We start from the raw sequence: 13,839 nt of genomic DNA on the forward strand, positions 1-13,839 counted from the left end.
TGATCGCGCCGATCGCGATGGATGAGGGCCTGCGCTTTGCCATCCGCGAAGGCGGCCGCACCGTCGGCGCAGGCGTCGTCGCAGGAATCAGTAAGTAAGAGAGATGTTCGTGACGCGCCTGCCCAATCCCGGGCAGGCGCCGATTTTTTGGATGGCGCTGAATTATGGACAGCCAAGACATTCGCATTCGCCTCAAGGCCTTTGATCACCGAGTGCTCGACCAGTCGACCTCGGAGATCGTCGGCACGGCGAAACGCACCGGGGCCCAGGTGCGCGGACCCATTCCGCTGCCGACCCGAATCGAGAAGTACACGGTGTTGCGTTCGCCGCACATCGACAAGAAGAGCCGTGAGCAGTTCGAGATTCGGACCCACAAGCGCCTTCTGGATATCGTCGATCCGACGCCGCAGACCGTCGACGCCCTGATGAAGCTCGACCTCGCCGCCGGCGTCGACGTCGAGATCAAGCTGAAGGGCTGAGGCCATGCGGACCGGTTTGATCGCACAGAAGATGGGCATGACCCGGGTGTTCACGCCGGAGGGCGAGAACGTGCCGGTGACCGTGCTGCAGATGAACAACTGCCAGGTCGTGGCGGTGCGCACCTCGGAAAAGGACGGTTACGACGCCGTTCAACTGGGTGTGGACAAGGCCAAGCCGAACCGGGTGAGCAAGCCCCTGCGCGGCCACTTCGCCAAGGCGAAGGTCGAGCCCAAGCGCCGGCTCGCCGAGTTCCGGGTGTCCAACGATGCGCTGCTCGAGGTGGGCCAGGAGCTTTCCGCCGCCCACTTCGTTGCCGGCCAGCACGTGGACGTGACGGGCTCGTCGATCGGTAAGGGCTTCGCGGGCGCCATGAAGCGGCACAACTTCGCCGGCCTGCGCGCCAGCCACGGCGTTTCGATTTCGCACCGTGCTCACGGCTCGACTGGTAACAGCCAGGACCCGGGCAAGGTCTTCAAGGGCAAGAAGATGGCCGGCCACATGGGCGACCGCCGGGTGACGACCCAGAACCTGGAAGTCGTCTCGGTGGACGAGGACCGCGGCCTGATTCTGGTCAAGGGTGCGGTGCCAGGCGCCGAGGGCGGCTGGGTGCTGATCCGCGACGCGGTGAAGCGCAACCCGCCTGAGAATGTGCCGTTCCCGGCCGGGCTTCGCGAGGCTGCGGCCAAGGACGCCCCGGCTGAAGAAGAGGCAGCGCCTGAGGCGGCCGAGGCCGAAGCGCAGGCCGAGGCTGGCGCCGACGAAGAGAAGAAGGACCAGTAACCATGAAATGTCCGGTTACGACCCTTGAGAACAAGAAGGCTGGCGAGATCGATCTCGACGACACCGTCTTCGGCCTGCAACCGCGCAAGGACATCCTGGCGCGGATGGTGAACTGGCAGCTGGCCAAGCGCCGCTCCGGCACTCACAAGGTCAAGACGCGCGGCGAGATCTCCGGCTCGACCCGCAAGCTCTATCGCCAGAAGGGCACGGGCAACGCCCGCATGGGTTCTGCCCGCACCACGCAGCGCCGTGGCGGCGCCACGGTTTTCGGGCCGGTGGTGCGCGACCACAGCCACAGCCTGACCAAGAAGCTGCGCAAGCTGGGCCTGAAGACGGCGCTCTCGGCCAAGGCGGCGGAAGGCAAGCTGATCGTGGTCGAGGACGTGGCGGTCAAGGAGCCGAAGACGGCGGAACTGGCGAAGAAGTTCGCGGCGCTCGGCTGGTCCTCGGCCCTTATTATCGACGGTGCTGCCGTTGACGGCGGCTTTGCACGGGCGGTACGCAACATCCCCCTGGTGGATGTGCTGCCCCAGCAGGGCGCCAATGTGTACGACATCCTGCGCCGCGACACCCTGGTGCTGACCAAGGGTGCGGTGGAAGCGCTGGAGGCGCGACTGAAATGAGCCGGGCCCGCCCAATCAAGAAAGAGACCGCGACGGTTTCCAAGGAACGGATGTACGAGGTGATCCGCCGCCCCGTGGTGACGGAAAAGTCGACCCTCGGTTCCGAGCACAACCAGGTGACCTTCGTGGTGCCGCTGGACGCCACCAAGCGTGAGATCAAGGCGGCGGTCGAGGAGCTGTTCAAGGTGAAGGTGAAGGCTGTGAACACCCTGCGCCAAAAGGGCAAGGTGAAGCGCTTCCGCGGCCAGCTCGGCAAGCGCAGCGACGCCAAGAAGGCCTTCGTTACGCTGGACGAGGGTCACAGCATCGACGTGACCACGGGGGTCTAGAGCCATGGCGCTGAAGAATTTCAATCCGACGACGCCGGGCCGCCGCAATCTGGTTCTGGTGGACCGCGGCGACCTGTGGAAGGGCAAGCCGGTCAAGAAGCTGACCGAGGGCCTGACCAAGAACGGCGGGCGCAACAACACCGGGCGGATCACCGCGCGGCGCCGCGGCGGCGGCCACAAGCGGCTGTACCGCGTGGTCGACTTCAAGCGGCGCAAGTTCGATGTGCCGGCCAAGGTCGAGCGCCTGGAGTACGACCCCAACCGCAGCGCGTTCATCGCCCTGATCCAGTACGAGGACGGCGAGCAGAGCTACATCCTGGCGCCGCAGCGCCTTGCGGTCGGCGATACTGTGCTTTCCGGCGAGCGTGCGGACATCAAGCCCGGCAATGCCATGCCGCTGTCGTCGATCCCGGTCGGCACCATCATCCACAATGTGGAGATGAAGGCCGGCAAGGGCGGGCAGATCGCACGGGCCGCGGGGACCTACGTGCAGCTGGTGGGCCGCGATGCCGGCTACGCGCTGCTGCGCCTGGGCTCCGGCGAGGTGCGCATGGTGCGGGCCGACTGCATGGCTTCGATCGGCGCGGTCTCCAATCCCGACAAGGCCAATGCCAAGCTCGGCAAGGCCGGCCGCAAGCGCTGGATCGGCAAGCGCCCCTCCGTGCGCGGCGTTGCCATGAACCCGGTCGACCACCCCCATGGCGGCGGCGAGGGCCGCACCTCGGGCGGCCGCGACCCGGTCACCCCCTGGGGCAAGCCCACCAAGGGCGCCAAGACCCGGCGTAACAAGAAGACCGACTCACTGATCGTGCGTCGCCGTCACAAGAAGCGATAGGAGAGCGCATCCGTGTCACGCTCTGTTTGGAAAGGTCCCTTCGTCGACAGCTATCTGCTGAAAAAGGCAGAGGCGTCGCGCGGCTCGGGTCGCAACGAGATCATCAAGACCTGGTCCCGACGCTCGACCATCATGCCGCAGTTCGTGGGGCTGACGTTCGGGGTCTACAACGGCAAGAAGTTCCTGCCGGTGCTGGTGACCGAGAACATGGTGGGCCACAAGTTCGGCGAGTTTGCGCCGACGCGCACCTTCTACGGCCACGCGGCCGACAAGAAGGCCAAGAGAGGTTAGTTCGATGGGTAAGCCGAAGCATCCCGGCCGTCTGTCCGAGACCGAAGCGCGCACCGTTGTGCGCAACCTGCGCAGCAGCCCGCAGAAGCTGAACCTGGTGGCGGCCTCGATCCGCGGCCTCTCGGCGGAGGCTGCGCTGGCCGAGTTGACTTTCTCCAAGCGCCGCATTGCCAACGACGTGAAGAAGGCGCTGCAGTCGGCGATCGCCAATGCGGAGAACAATCACCAGCTGGACGTCGACCGCCTCTATGTCTCCGAGGCCTCGGTCGGCCGCAGCTTTGTCATGAAGCGCTTCCGTGCCCGTGCGCGCGGTCGCGCCGGACGGATCATGAAGCCCTGGAGCCGCCTGACCGTGGTGGTCCGTGAGCGCGAGGAAACGGCGTAATGGGTCAAAAAGTCAATCCGATCGGCCTTCGGCTGGGAATCAACCGGACCTGGGATTCCCGCTGGTTCGCGGACGATAACTACGCGGACCTGCTGCACGAGGACCTGCGCATCCGCAAGTATCTGCGCAAGCGCCTGCAGCAGGCCGGCGTGTCGCGGATCGTCATCGAGCGGCCGGCCAAGAAGGCACGGATCACCATCCACACCGCCCGCCCGGGCGTGGTCATCGGCAAGAAGGGCGCCGACATCGAAAAGCTGCGCGGCGCCCTGCAGAAGATGACGCAGAGCGAGGTGCACCTGAACATCGTCGAGATCCGCAAGCCGGAGATCGACGCCCGGCTGGTGGCCGAGAACATTGCCAGCCAGCTGGAACGCCGGGTTGCTTTCCGCCGCGCCATGAAGCGCGCCGTGCAGTCGGCCATGCGCCTCGGCGCCAGCGGCATCCGCATCAACTGCGGCGGCCGCCTGGGCGGCGCCGAGATCGCGCGCACGGAGTGGTACCGCGAGGGCCGCGTGCCCCTGCACACCCTGCGCGCCGACGTCGACTACGGCGAGGCGACGGCGCAGACCACCTACGGCGCCTGCGGCGTCAAGGTCTGGGTGTTCAAGGGCGAGATCCTGGCCCACGACCCCATGGCCCAGGACAAGCGGGCGCAGGACGCCCAGGCGGGGCGCTGAGCGCGCGGCCTGATCAGTAGAGTTTGAGGAACGACAGCGATGCTGCAGCCGAAACGAACGAAATACAGGAAGGCCCACAAGGGCCGCATCCATGGCAAGGCCAAGGGCGGCACGACGCTGAACTTCGGCGCCTATGGCCTGAAGGCGACCAGCCCGGGCCGCGTCTCGGCGCGTCAGATCGAGGCTGCACGGCGGACCATCACGCGTCACATGAAGCGTGTCGGCAAGCTGTGGATCCGCGTCTTCCCGGACGTGCCGGTGTCCTCCAAGCCCGCCGAAGTGCGGCAGGGCAAGGGCAAGGGCTCGCCGGAGTGGTGGGCCGCGCGGGTCAAGCCGGGCCGGGTGCTCTTCGAACTGGAAGGCGTACCCCAGGAACTGGCGCGCGAGGCTTTCATTCTGGCCTCTGCGAAGCTGCCGGTGAATACGAAGTTCATCACCCGCCTCGGCGGTGAGGAGGGCTAGGTCATGAAGGCCGGAGATCTGCGGACCAAGTCCGTCGACGAATTGAAGGACACGCTGGTGAACCTGCGCAAGGAGCAGTTCAACCTGCGTTTCCAACAGGCGAGCGGTCAGCTCGAAAATACGGCGCGGGTGCGGCAGGTTCGCCGTGACATCTCGCGAATCAAAACGATCCTGCGCGGTATGCAGCAGGCGGCATCTTAGGAGTTACGAGGCTATGCCGCGTCGTGTCTTGCAAGGAGTGGTGGTGAGTGACAAGGGCGACAAGACGATCACCGTCTTGGTCGAGCGCCGGGTCATGCACCCCGTCTACAAGAAGTTCATCAAGCGCTCCAAGCGCTATCACGCCCATGACGAGGGCAACCGGTTCCATATCGGCGATACCGTGCGTATCCGCGAATGCCGTCCGATTTCCAAGTCCAAGACTTGGGAAGTTGTGGCGGACGGCGATCAGGCCGCTTAGGGCAAGGAAAGGGCGAGACCGATGATCCAGATGCAGACGCAGCTAGACGTCGCCGATAACTCGGGCGCCCGGCGGGTGCAGTGCATCAAGGTGCTGGGCGGTTCGAAGCGCAAGACCGCAGGTGTGGGCGATGTCATCGTCGTTTCCGTGAAGGAAGCGATCCCGCGCGGCCGCGTGAAAAAGGGCGACGTGCACCAGGCGGTGATCGTGCGCACGGCAAAGGAAATCCGTCGTGGCGACGGCAGCACCATCCGCTTCGACAACAACGCGGCGGTGCTGATCAACAAGCAAGGGGAGCCGATCGGGACCCGTATCTTCGGTCCGGTGACGCGTGAGCTTCGTCAGAAGAATTTCATGAAGATCATCTCCCTGGCGCCAGAGGTGCTGTGATGGCCAAGAAGTTCAAGATCAAGAAAGGCGACAAGGTGGTGGTGACCACCGGCCGCGACAAGGGCAAGCAGGGCGAGGTCTTACGCGTGCTGCGCGCCGACGACCGCGTGCTGGTGCAGGGCATCAACATGGTCAAGCGCCACACCGCGCCGACCCAGGCTTCCCCTGGCGGCATCGTCGAGAAGGAAGCCTCGATCCACATTTCCAACGTCGCCCATGTCGACCCCAAGTCCGGCCAGGCGACCCGAGTCGGCTTCAAGCTGGACAAGGACGGCAACAAGCAACGGATTGCCAAGCGGTCCGGTGAAGCCATCGATTTCTGAGCGAAGGTCAGTGAACATGAAACCGCGCTTGAAAGAGCACTACGATACCGAGCTGAAGCCCTCCCTGATGAAGGAGTTCAGCTACAAGAACCACATGGAGGTTCCGCGCCTGGAGAAGATCGTCATCAACATGGGCGTGGGCGAAGCCGTGGCGGATTCGAAGAAGATCAAGTCGGCCGTCAACGAGATGACGCTGATTGCCGGCCAGGCCCCGGTGGTGACCAAGGCCAAGAAGTCGGTCGCCACCTTCAAGCTGCGCGAAGGCATGGCGGTGGGCTGCAAGGTCACGCTGCGGCGCGAGCGGATGTACGAGTTCCTCGATCGCCTGGTGACCATCGCGCTGCCGCGGGTCCGCGATTTTCGCGGTCTTTCGGGCAAGAGCTTCGACGGTCGCGGCAACTATGCCATGGGCCTGAAGGAACAGATCGTGTTTCCGGAGATCGACTACGACTCGGTCGACGAGATCCGCGGGATGGACATTGTGATTTGCACGACAGCCAAGAGCGACAAGGAAGCCAAGGCCCTCTTGAGCGGCTTCCAGTTGCCGTTTCGGGCCTAGGGTCGGAAGGAAGAAAAGTTATGGCGAAGAAGAGTGCCGTTCAGAAAGACAAGGCCCGCAGGAAGTTGGTGGACCGCTATTCCGGCAAGCGCGCCGCGCTGAAGGCGATCGCGCGTGACCGTACGCTGCCGCCGGAAGAGCGTTTTCAGGCCTATCTGAAACTTGCTGAATTGCCGCGCAACTCGGCCAAGGGCCGTCTGCGCAACCGCTGCCAGGTGACCGGGCGCCCGCGGGGCGTCTACCGCAAGTTCAAGCTGTCGCGCATTTCGCTGCGCGACCTGGCTTCGGTCGGTCAGATCCCTGGCATGGTTAAGTCGAGCTGGTAGGAGGTAGTCGGGCGATGGCGATGAGCGATCCCCTCGGAGATATGCTGACGCGTATCCGGAATGGGCAGCGGACCGGAAAGAGCAAGGTCCGGGCGCCGGCTTCGAAGCTGCGTGCCAATGTCCTGGAGGTTTTGCAGCGCGAAGGCTACATCCGCGGTTACAGGACCGAGGACGTGCACAGCGGCTTCAGTGAGGTCGAGATTGAGCTGAAGTACAACGACGGCGCGCCGGTGATCCAGGAGATCTCCCGCGTGTCGCGCCCCGGGCGCCGCGTGTATTCGAAGATCAAGGAGCTGCCGCGGTTTTATAACGGCCTCGGTATCACCATCCTGTCGACGCCGCGCGGGGTCATGTCCGACCAGGAAGCCCGGGCGGCCAATGTCGGCGGCGAAGTGCTTTGCCGCGTCTTCTAAAGACGCAAGCGTTGAGGGACTGACAGTCATGTCACGAGTAGGCAAGAACCCGGTCGAGGTGCCCAGCGGCGTCGAAGTCGCCATCAAGGGCGGTCTGGTCTCGGCCAAGGGCAAGCTTGGAACCCTGGATTTCGAGGCGAGCGAAGACGTCGTCATCAGCCAGGAAGACGGCAAGATCTGGGTCAAGCCGGCCAATGACGGCAAGCGCGCCCGCGCCATGTGGGGCACGGTGCGCTCGCGCATCCAGAACATGGTGATCGGCGTTTCCGAGGGTTTTACCAAGAACCTGGAGATCAACGGCGTCGGCTATCGTGCGGCGGTCCAGGGTCAGTCCCTGAATCTGCAGCTCGGCTTCAGCCACGATGTCGCCTATCCGATCCCCGAGGGCATCACCGTCAAGTGCGAGAAGCCGACCTCGATCGCCGTCAGTGGTGCGGACAAGCAAAAGGTCGGCCAGGTGGCGGCAGAGATCCGCAGCTACCGTCCTCCCGAGCCCTACAAGGGCAAGGGCGTGAAGTACGCGGATGAAGTCATCCTGCGCAAGGAAGGCAAGAAGAAGTAAGACCATGAAGACTTCACAGCAGCTACAGAATCGGCGCAAGCAGCGGGTTCGGTCTGGCCTGCGCCGCAAGTCCAGCGGGCGGCCGCGCCTTTCGGTGTTCCGTTCCGGCCGGCACATCTACGCCCAGGTGATCGACGACGGCCAGGGCAGGACCCTTGCGGCCGCCTCGACCGTCGATGCGTCGCTGAAGGAAAAGATCAAGAACGGTGCCGACAAGGCGGCAGCGGCCGAGGTCGGCAAGCTGGTCGCCGAACGCGCCGTGGCAGCGGGCATCAAAGAGGTCGTCTTCGACCGCGGCAGTTACCTCTTTCACGGGCGTGTGAAGGCCTTGGCCGATGCCGCGCGTGAAGGCGGTTTGACGTTCTAAGGAAAGATAAGGCTATGGCACGAGGACCCCGCGAGGGACGCTCACGCGACGATCGCCGTCAGCGCGACAACGACGAGCCGGAACTGATTGAGAAGCTGGTTGGCATCAACCGCGTTGCCAAGGTGGTCAAAGGCGGCCGGCGCTTCGGCTTTGCCGCGCTGGTTGTCGTCGGCGACGGCCGTGGCCGTGTCGGCCACGGCCATGGCAAGGCGCGCGAGGTGCCGGAGGCCATCCGGAAGGCCACCGAGCAGGCGAAGAAGGACATGGTGCGCGTACCGCTGCGCGAAGGGCGCACCCTGCACCACGACATCCGCGGACGCTTCGGCGCCGGCAAGGTGCTGCTGCGCGCGGCCGAGGCCGGTACCGGCATCATCGCCGGCGGCCCGATGCGCGCCATCTTCGAGGCGCTGGGTGTGCAGGACGTCGTCGCCAAGTCGGTGGGCAGTTCCAACCCGCACAACATGATCCGCGCGACCTTCGAGGCGCTGGGCCGCAGTGCCAGCCCCCGCATGGTCGCCCAGCGCCGCGGCAAGAAGGTGGCCGAGGTGCTTGGCCGCCGCGACACCGCGGCTGCCGAAGCCAGGGAGTAGACCTGCCATGTCTGCGGCAAAGAAGACCGTGAAGGTGACCCAGATCGCCAGCCCGATCGGCCGGACCAAGGACCAGCGGGCGACCCTGGTGGGCCTGGGCCTCAACAAGATGAACCGCTCGCGCGAGCTGGAAGACACACCGGCAGTGCGCGGCATGATCAACAAGGTCAGCCATTTGGTGCGCGTCGAAGGCGAAGGCTGAGGCGCGAAACAGGCGGAACAAGGCGCTGTAAGGCCGCTCCGCTGAGGGTGAAAAGTCATGAAAATCAATCAGTTGAGCGACAATCCCGGGGCCGCCAAGGCACGCAAGCGGATCGGCCGCGGTATCGGCTCCGGCACCGGCAAGACCTCCGGCCACGGGCACAAGGGCCAGAAGGCGCGTTCCGGCGTTGCCATCAAGGGCTTCGAGGGCGGCCAGATGCCCCTGCATCGGCGCCTGCCCAAGCGTGGCTTCAACAACATCTTTGCCAAGTCCTACAAGGTGGTGAACCTGGGCCGCCTGCAGTCGGCCATCGATGCCGGGCGCCTGGACGCCAAGAAGCCGGTCGATGCTGCGGCGCTGCGCGAAGCCGGCGTGGTGAAGACCGCGCGCGACGGGATCCGCTTGCTTGCAAAGGGTGAGTTGAAAGCCAAGATAGATATCACGGTGGCCGGCGCCTCGAAGGCGGCGGTGGAAGCCGTGGAAAAGGCCGGCGGCAGCGTGACTGTGGTGCAGAAGGCGCCTGTCGCTGCCGCTGAAGCGGCTGAGGCCGCCCCGGCTTCGGAATGATCGGGGGGCTGCGGCCAACCCGAACGCGAGAGACCTAGCCCATGGCTTCTGCTGCCGAGCAACTTGCTGCCAACATCAACTTCGGCGCCTTCGCCAAGGCGCCCGAACTGAAGAAGCGCATCTGGTTTACGCTCGGCGCCCTGATCATCTACCGGCTCGGAACCTGGATTCCGATCCCCGGCGTCGATCCGCAGATCCTGGAGCAGATCTTCTCCCAGCAGGCCGGCGGTATTATCGGCATTTTCGACGTCTTCGCCGGCGGCGCGCTGAGCCGGATGACGATCTTTGCCCTCAACATCATGCCCTACATCTCGGCAGCCATCATCATGCAGCTGCTGACGGCGGTTTCGCCGACCCTGGAGGCACTGAAGAAAGAGGGCGAGGCCGGGCGCAAGAAGATCAACCAGTACACCCGCTACGGCACGGTGCTGCTGGCCGTGTTCCAGTCCTACGGCATCGCGGTGGGCCTGGAATCGACCCAGGGGCCGAGCGGCTCGGCGGTGATCGACCCCGGCATGTTCTTCCGCCTCACCACGGTCATCACCCTGACCGGTGGGACGATCTTCCTGATGTGGCTCGGTGAGCAGATCACCCAGCGCGGCGTCGGCAACGGCATTTCGCTGATCATCTTCGCCGGCATCGTGGCCAATCTGCCGCTGGCGCTTTTCGAAGTGCTCGAACTCGGGCGCGTCGGTTCGCTGTCGGCCCTGGTGATCGTGCTTCTGCTCGTCGGCTCCGTCGCCGTGGTCGCCTTCATCGTCTTCGTCGAGCGGGCCCAGCGGCGCATCGTGGTGCAGTATCCGAAGCGCCAGGTCGGCAACAAGATGTTCGGTGGCGAGGCTTCGCATCTGCCGCTGAAGCTCAATCCCTCAGGCGTCATTCCGGTGATCTTCGCCTCCTCCCTGCTGCTGCTGCCGCTGACGGTGGCCGGCTTCTCGGGCACCGGCGGGCCGGAGTGGCTGGCCTGGCTGACGGCGACCCTGGGGCCGGGGCAGCCGCTCTATCTGGCGCTCTATGCCGCCATGATCATCTTCTTTGCCTTCTTCTACACCGGCATCGTGTTCAATCCGGACGACACGGCGGACAACCTGAAGAAGCACGGCGGCTTCATCCCCGGCATCCGCCCCGGCAGGAACACGGCAGACTACCTGCGCCGCATCATGACGCGCCTGGGTACGGTCGGGGCCCTCTACCTGGCCTTCGTGGCTCTGATGCCGGAGATCCTGCGCTCCGAGTACGCGATTCCCTTCTATTTCGGCGGAACCTCGCTGCTGATCGTGGTGACGGTGACCATGGATACGGTCGGGCAGATCCATGCCCACCTCCTGGCTCAGCAGTATGAGGGCTTGATTAAGAAATCGAGGCTGAAGGGGCGGCGGGGATGAACGTGATTCTTTTGGGCCCGCCAGGGGCGGGCAAGGGGACCCAGGCCAAGCGTCTGGAAGAGAAACACAAGCTGATCCAGCTCTCGACGGGCGACATGCTCCGGGCGGCGGTCGCCTCAGGCAGCGAGCTTGGCAAGAAGGCGAAAGAGATCATGGATGCCGGCAATCTGGTGCCTGACGATCTCATGATCGCCATGATCTCCGACCGGATCGACCAGCCGGACTGCGCCAACGGCTTCATTCTCGACGGTTTTCCCCGCACCACCCCCCAGGCCGAGGCCCTGGACCGGATGCTGGCTGAGAAAGGCCTGAAGCTGCACTCGGTCATCGAGATGAAGGTTCAGGACGAGATTCTGGTCGACCGGATCACCGGGCGCTACACCTGCGCCAAATGCGGCGCCGGGTATCACGAGCGCTTCCAGGTGCCGAAGGTCGAGGGCGTCTGCGACGTTTGCGGCAGCACCGAGTTCAAGCGCCGCAGCGACGACAACGCGGAAACGGTGCGCAGCCGTCTGGCGGCCTACCACGCCCAGACCGCGCCGATCCTGCCGTACTACGCCGAAAAGGGTGTTCTGAAGGCCATCGACGGCATGACCGAGATCGATCGGGTGACCGAGCAGATCGAAGACGCTCTGGGGGCCGCTTAGTGGTTGACTCGACCTTGTCGGTTTCTATAATCCAGCGTTTCCGGCGCCTTTGGCGACCGGACTCTTCTGCTTGTCTAGATACTACAACCGGGCGCTTGCGGGCCCGAGTTCGCGGCGTTTAAGGAGTTTGCGAAGTGGCACGTATTGCGGGCGTTAACATTCCGACGCAAAAGCGGGTCGAGATCGCCTTGACCTACATCCACGGAATCGGCCGAACCAAGGCCAGCGAGATCTGCCAGAAGGTGGGTATTCCGCGGGAGCGGCGGGTCAATGAGCTGACCGATGACGAGGTGGTCCGGGTCCGCGAGGCCATCGACCGCGACTATGTCGTTGAGGGCGACCTGCGCCGCGACGTCGCGATGAACATCAAGCGCCTGATGGACCTGGGCTGCTACCGCGGCCTGCGTCACCGCAAGGGCCTGCCGGTGCGCGGCCAGCGGACCAGCACCAATGCGCGCACCCGCAAAGGCCCCGCCCGTCCGATCGCCGGCAAGAAGAAGGCCGCCCGCTAACAACGCCCAGAGACCGAACCGCAGCCCTTTAGCAGCAGGAAACGAGCACCAAGGCCATGGCCAAACCCCAAGCGCGTCTGCGCCGCCGCGAGAAAAAGAACATCACCTCCGGCATCGCGCATGTGAACGCCACCTTCAACAACACCATGATCACCATCACCGACGTGCAGGGGAACACCATCTCCTGGTCCTCCGCCGGTGGTCAGGGCTTCAAGGGATCGCGCAAGTCGACCCCCTATGCCGCGCAGATCGCCGCCGAGGATGCCGGCCGCAAGGCCCAGGAGCACGGCATGCGCACCCTGGAAGTCAATGTGAAAGGGCCCGGCTCGGGCCGCGAATCGGCGCTGCGGGCTTTGCAGGCGGTGGGCTTCACCATCACCGCGATCCGCGACGTGACGCCGATCCCGCACAACGGCTGCCGGCCGCCGAAGCGCCGCCGCGTTTAGGGCCGGCCCTCGGGTCCTAGCCCCCGGTCTCGGCTCGGGGTTTTGGGGACCCGGCATCGCCCGCCGCGCGATGCCAAGACCATGGCGATGTCCGGAGGCTGCCGGCATCCCGCCATTCGGAGCAGACGGCAAGGCCGTCGTCGCTCGATCAGGAATCCGAACAGCCTTGAAGTCGTGAGGGCACCAGCGTGCTGCAGAAAAACTGGACTGAAATGATCAAGCCGTCAAAGCTGGACATCCAGCCGGGACCGGACGCCCACCGGGTTGCCAAGGTGGTCGCCGAGCCGCTGGAGCGGGGCTTTGGCCTGACCCTCGGCAACGCCTTGCGCCGGGTCCTGCTGTCCTCGCTGCAGGGTGCAGCGGTGACCTCGATCCAGATCGACGGCGTGCTGCATGAATTCTCCTCGATCCCCGGCGTGCGCGAGGACGTGACCGATGTCGTGCTCAACGTCAAGGCCATCGCGCTGCGCATGGGCGGCGAGGGGCCGAAGCGTATGCGCCTGCGCGCCGAAGGGCCGGGCGAGGTGACCGCCGGCCAGATCGAGACCGGGCACGATATTGAGATCATGAACCCGGGCCTCGTGCTCTGCACGCTTGATGACGGCGCGCGCATCGACATGGAGCTCACGGTCGACACCGGCAAGGGCTATGTCGCGGCGACGCAGAACCGTCCGGAAGACGCGCCCATCGGCCTGGTGCCGGTCGACTCGATCTTCTCGCCGGTGCGTAAGATTTCCTACAAGGTCGACAACACCCGTGTCGGCCAGGTCACGGACTATGACAAGCTGACCATGGAGATCGAGACCAACGGCGCCGTGACCCCGGAAGACGCGGTGGCGCTGGCAGCCCGTATTCTCCAGGACCAGCTACAGCTCTTCATCAACTTCGAGGAGCCGCAGGCCCGTCACGACGAAGAGGCGCCCAGCGAGCCGCCGTTCAACCGCAACCTGCTGCGCAAGGTGGAGGAGCTCGAGCTTTCCGTCCGCTCGGCCAACTGCCTGAAGAACGACAACATCGTCTACATCGGCGATCTGGTGCAGAAGACCGAGGGCGAGATGCTGCGCACCCCGAACTTCGGCCGCAAGTCGCTGAACGAGATCAAGGAAGTGCTGTCCTCCATGGGGCTCCACCTCGGTATGGAGATCCCGAGCTGGCCGCCCGAGAACATCGAGGAACTGGCCAAGCGCCTGGAGGAGCCCTACTAAGGCCGGTGCTCTGAAGACCGGTC

Annotated in this window: 27 protein-coding genes; all 27 read left to right on the forward strand. The window is 64.8% G+C overall.

The genetic code is table 11. From position 1 onward, the window contains the following. On the forward strand, positions 1-98 hold a 98-nt coding region (locus tag Q0982_RS16145; RefSeq protein ID WP_299397298.1), incomplete at its 5' end, for a hypothetical protein. 66 nt (positions 99-164) lie between these two features. After that, a complete protein-coding gene (gene rpsJ / locus Q0982_RS16150; RefSeq protein WP_167231680.1) occupies positions 165-479 on the forward strand; it encodes a 30S ribosomal protein S10 in 315 nt (104 codons plus the stop codon). Between the two features lie 4 nt (positions 480-483). Further along, complete coding sequence (gene rplC / locus Q0982_RS16155) at positions 484-1,260, forward strand: 50S ribosomal protein L3 (RefSeq protein WP_299397222.1); 777 nt, start codon at positions 484-486, stop codon at positions 1,258-1,260. A gap of 2 nt (positions 1,261-1,262) precedes the next feature. Next, complete coding sequence (gene rplD, locus Q0982_RS16160) at positions 1,263-1,883, forward strand: 50S ribosomal protein L4 (RefSeq protein WP_299397223.1); 621 nt, start codon at positions 1,263-1,265, stop codon at positions 1,881-1,883. Continuing rightward, the gene (locus tag Q0982_RS16165; RefSeq protein ID WP_299397225.1) at positions 1,880-2,212 is read left to right on the forward strand and encodes a 50S ribosomal protein L23; all 333 of its coding nucleotides are present in this window, start codon (positions 1,880-1,882) and stop codon (positions 2,210-2,212) included. Before rplD ends, Q0982_RS16165 begins: the two co-directional genes overlap by 4 nt. 4 nt (positions 2,213-2,216) lie before the next feature. Next, positions 2,217-3,047 carry a 50S ribosomal protein L2 gene (gene rplB / locus Q0982_RS16170; protein WP_299397227.1) on the forward strand — a complete coding sequence of 277 codons (831 nt, stop codon included), beginning with the start codon at positions 2,217-2,219 and terminating at the stop codon, positions 3,045-3,047. A gap of 12 nt (positions 3,048-3,059) precedes the next feature. Continuing rightward, positions 3,060-3,338 carry a 30S ribosomal protein S19 gene (gene rpsS, locus Q0982_RS16175; RefSeq protein WP_299397228.1) on the forward strand — a complete coding sequence of 93 codons (279 nt, stop codon included), beginning with the start codon at positions 3,060-3,062 and terminating at the stop codon, positions 3,336-3,338. Between the two features lie 4 nt (positions 3,339-3,342). After that, positions 3,343-3,723, forward strand: coding sequence for a 50S ribosomal protein L22 (gene rplV, locus Q0982_RS16180; protein ID WP_299397230.1), 381 nt, complete (start codon positions 3,343-3,345; stop codon positions 3,721-3,723). Beyond that, positions 3,723-4,400 (forward strand): 30S ribosomal protein S3, encoded by a 678-nt coding sequence (gene rpsC, locus Q0982_RS16185; protein ID WP_299397231.1) that lies wholly within the window; start codon positions 3,723-3,725, stop codon positions 4,398-4,400. The genes rplV and rpsC overlap by 1 nt, the downstream gene beginning before the upstream one ends. 39 nt (positions 4,401-4,439) lie before the next feature. Next, positions 4,440-4,862, forward strand: coding sequence for a 50S ribosomal protein L16 (gene rplP / locus Q0982_RS16190; RefSeq protein WP_299397233.1), 423 nt, complete (start codon positions 4,440-4,442; stop codon positions 4,860-4,862). Between the two features lie 3 nt (positions 4,863-4,865). Next, positions 4,866-5,063: a 50S ribosomal protein L29 gene (rpmC, locus tag Q0982_RS16195; RefSeq protein WP_299397234.1), complete on the forward strand. Its 198-nt coding sequence runs from the start codon at positions 4,866-4,868 to the stop codon at positions 5,061-5,063. A gap of 13 nt (positions 5,064-5,076) precedes the next feature. After that, positions 5,077-5,322 (forward strand): 30S ribosomal protein S17, encoded by a 246-nt coding sequence (gene rpsQ / locus Q0982_RS16200; RefSeq protein ID WP_299397236.1) that lies wholly within the window; start codon positions 5,077-5,079, stop codon positions 5,320-5,322. Between the two features lie 21 nt (positions 5,323-5,343). Further along, positions 5,344-5,712 carry a 50S ribosomal protein L14 gene (gene rplN, locus Q0982_RS16205; RefSeq protein ID WP_299397237.1) on the forward strand — a complete coding sequence of 123 codons (369 nt, stop codon included), beginning with the start codon at positions 5,344-5,346 and terminating at the stop codon, positions 5,710-5,712. After that, complete coding sequence (rplX, locus tag Q0982_RS16210) at positions 5,712-6,035, forward strand: 50S ribosomal protein L24 (RefSeq protein WP_299397239.1); 324 nt, start codon at positions 5,712-5,714, stop codon at positions 6,033-6,035. Before rplN ends, rplX begins: the two co-directional genes overlap by 1 nt. Positions 6,036-6,051: 16 nt before the next feature. After that, on the forward strand, positions 6,052-6,594 hold the full coding sequence (gene rplE / locus Q0982_RS16215; RefSeq protein WP_299397241.1) for a 50S ribosomal protein L5: 543 nt from the start codon (positions 6,052-6,054) through the stop codon (positions 6,592-6,594). Between the two features lie 20 nt (positions 6,595-6,614). After that, positions 6,615-6,920: a 30S ribosomal protein S14 gene (gene rpsN, locus Q0982_RS16220; protein ID WP_299397242.1), complete on the forward strand. Its 306-nt coding sequence runs from the start codon at positions 6,615-6,617 to the stop codon at positions 6,918-6,920. Positions 6,921-6,934: 14 nt separating this feature from the next. Then, the gene (gene rpsH, locus Q0982_RS16225; protein ID WP_299397244.1) at positions 6,935-7,333 is read left to right on the forward strand and encodes a 30S ribosomal protein S8; all 399 of its coding nucleotides are present in this window, start codon (positions 6,935-6,937) and stop codon (positions 7,331-7,333) included. 28 nt (positions 7,334-7,361) lie between these two features. Then, the gene (gene rplF, locus Q0982_RS16230) at positions 7,362-7,895 is read left to right on the forward strand and encodes a 50S ribosomal protein L6 (RefSeq protein WP_299397246.1); all 534 of its coding nucleotides are present in this window, start codon (positions 7,362-7,364) and stop codon (positions 7,893-7,895) included. 4 nt (positions 7,896-7,899) lie between these two features. Then, positions 7,900-8,262, forward strand: a complete 363-nt coding sequence (gene rplR, locus Q0982_RS16235; protein ID WP_299397248.1) for a 50S ribosomal protein L18 — start codon at positions 7,900-7,902, stop codon at positions 8,260-8,262. 14 nt (positions 8,263-8,276) lie between these two features. Continuing rightward, positions 8,277-8,852, forward strand: a complete 576-nt coding sequence (gene rpsE, locus Q0982_RS16240; RefSeq protein ID WP_299397250.1) for a 30S ribosomal protein S5 — start codon at positions 8,277-8,279, stop codon at positions 8,850-8,852. A 7-nt stretch (positions 8,853-8,859) separates the two neighbouring features. Then, the gene (gene rpmD, locus Q0982_RS16245) at positions 8,860-9,054 is read left to right on the forward strand and encodes a 50S ribosomal protein L30 (RefSeq protein WP_299397252.1); all 195 of its coding nucleotides are present in this window, start codon (positions 8,860-8,862) and stop codon (positions 9,052-9,054) included. A 57-nt stretch (positions 9,055-9,111) separates the two neighbouring features. After that, positions 9,112-9,621, forward strand: a complete 510-nt coding sequence (rplO, locus tag Q0982_RS16250; protein ID WP_299397254.1) for a 50S ribosomal protein L15 — start codon at positions 9,112-9,114, stop codon at positions 9,619-9,621. Between the two features lie 41 nt (positions 9,622-9,662). Beyond that, complete coding sequence (gene secY / locus Q0982_RS16255) at positions 9,663-11,006, forward strand: preprotein translocase subunit SecY (protein ID WP_299397255.1); 1,344 nt, start codon at positions 9,663-9,665, stop codon at positions 11,004-11,006. Further along, entirely contained in the window at positions 11,003-11,653 is a 651-nt protein-coding gene (locus tag Q0982_RS16260; protein WP_299397257.1) for an adenylate kinase, read from the forward strand. Before secY ends, Q0982_RS16260 begins: the two co-directional genes overlap by 4 nt. A gap of 134 nt (positions 11,654-11,787) precedes the next feature. Next, positions 11,788-12,165: a 30S ribosomal protein S13 gene (gene rpsM, locus Q0982_RS16265; protein WP_299397258.1), complete on the forward strand. Its 378-nt coding sequence runs from the start codon at positions 11,788-11,790 to the stop codon at positions 12,163-12,165. 56 nt (positions 12,166-12,221) lie between these two features. After that, positions 12,222-12,611 carry a 30S ribosomal protein S11 gene (rpsK, locus tag Q0982_RS16270; protein ID WP_299397260.1) on the forward strand — a complete coding sequence of 130 codons (390 nt, stop codon included), beginning with the start codon at positions 12,222-12,224 and terminating at the stop codon, positions 12,609-12,611. Positions 12,612-12,799: 188 nt separating this feature from the next. Continuing rightward, positions 12,800-13,816 carry a DNA-directed RNA polymerase subunit alpha gene (locus Q0982_RS16275; protein WP_299397262.1) on the forward strand — a complete coding sequence of 339 codons (1,017 nt, stop codon included), beginning with the start codon at positions 12,800-12,802 and terminating at the stop codon, positions 13,814-13,816. Positions 13,817-13,839 lie beyond the last annotated feature (23 nt).

This window comes from Pelagibius sp. (assembly GCF_028281305.1).
GTDB lineage: Bacteria > Pseudomonadota > Alphaproteobacteria > Kiloniellales > Kiloniellaceae > Pelagibius.

Excerpts from the sequence above, each read along its gene's own strand:
- rpsJ (WP_167231680.1), top strand. The coding sequence starts at position 165 with ATGGACAGCCAAGACATTCGCATTCGCCTCAAGGCCTTTGATCACCGA.
- rplC (WP_299397222.1), top strand. The coding sequence starts at position 484 with ATGCGGACCGGTTTGATCGCACAGAAGATGGGCATGACCCGGGTGTTC.
- rplD (WP_299397223.1), top strand. The coding sequence starts at position 1,263 with ATGAAATGTCCGGTTACGACCCTTGAGAACAAGAAGGCTGGCGAGATC.
- Q0982_RS16165 (WP_299397225.1), top strand. The coding sequence starts at position 1,880 with ATGAGCCGGGCCCGCCCAATCAAGAAAGAGACCGCGACGGTTTCCAAG.
- rplB (WP_299397227.1), top strand. The coding sequence starts at position 2,217 with ATGGCGCTGAAGAATTTCAATCCGACGACGCCGGGCCGCCGCAATCTG.
- rplV (WP_299397230.1), top strand. The coding sequence starts at position 3,343 with ATGGGTAAGCCGAAGCATCCCGGCCGTCTGTCCGAGACCGAAGCGCGC.
- rpsC (WP_299397231.1), top strand. The coding sequence starts at position 3,723 with ATGGGTCAAAAAGTCAATCCGATCGGCCTTCGGCTGGGAATCAACCGG.
- rplP (WP_299397233.1), top strand. The coding sequence starts at position 4,440 with ATGCTGCAGCCGAAACGAACGAAATACAGGAAGGCCCACAAGGGCCGC.
- rpmC (WP_299397234.1), top strand. The coding sequence starts at position 4,866 with ATGAAGGCCGGAGATCTGCGGACCAAGTCCGTCGACGAATTGAAGGAC.
- rpsQ (WP_299397236.1), top strand. The coding sequence starts at position 5,077 with ATGCCGCGTCGTGTCTTGCAAGGAGTGGTGGTGAGTGACAAGGGCGAC.
- rplN (WP_299397237.1), top strand. The coding sequence starts at position 5,344 with ATGATCCAGATGCAGACGCAGCTAGACGTCGCCGATAACTCGGGCGCC.
- rplX (WP_299397239.1), top strand. The coding sequence starts at position 5,712 with ATGGCCAAGAAGTTCAAGATCAAGAAAGGCGACAAGGTGGTGGTGACC.
- rplE (WP_299397241.1), top strand. The coding sequence starts at position 6,052 with ATGAAACCGCGCTTGAAAGAGCACTACGATACCGAGCTGAAGCCCTCC.
- rpsN (WP_299397242.1), top strand. The coding sequence starts at position 6,615 with ATGGCGAAGAAGAGTGCCGTTCAGAAAGACAAGGCCCGCAGGAAGTTG.
- rpsH (WP_299397244.1), top strand. The coding sequence starts at position 6,935 with ATGGCGATGAGCGATCCCCTCGGAGATATGCTGACGCGTATCCGGAAT.
- rplF (WP_299397246.1), top strand. The coding sequence starts at position 7,362 with ATGTCACGAGTAGGCAAGAACCCGGTCGAGGTGCCCAGCGGCGTCGAA.
- rplR (WP_299397248.1), top strand. The coding sequence starts at position 7,900 with ATGAAGACTTCACAGCAGCTACAGAATCGGCGCAAGCAGCGGGTTCGG.
- rpsE (WP_299397250.1), top strand. The coding sequence starts at position 8,277 with ATGGCACGAGGACCCCGCGAGGGACGCTCACGCGACGATCGCCGTCAG.
- rpmD (WP_299397252.1), top strand. The coding sequence starts at position 8,860 with ATGTCTGCGGCAAAGAAGACCGTGAAGGTGACCCAGATCGCCAGCCCG.
- rplO (WP_299397254.1), top strand. The coding sequence starts at position 9,112 with ATGAAAATCAATCAGTTGAGCGACAATCCCGGGGCCGCCAAGGCACGC.
- secY (WP_299397255.1), top strand. The coding sequence starts at position 9,663 with ATGGCTTCTGCTGCCGAGCAACTTGCTGCCAACATCAACTTCGGCGCC.
- Q0982_RS16260 (WP_299397257.1), top strand. The coding sequence starts at position 11,003 with ATGAACGTGATTCTTTTGGGCCCGCCAGGGGCGGGCAAGGGGACCCAG.
- rpsK (WP_299397260.1), top strand. The coding sequence starts at position 12,222 with ATGGCCAAACCCCAAGCGCGTCTGCGCCGCCGCGAGAAAAAGAACATC.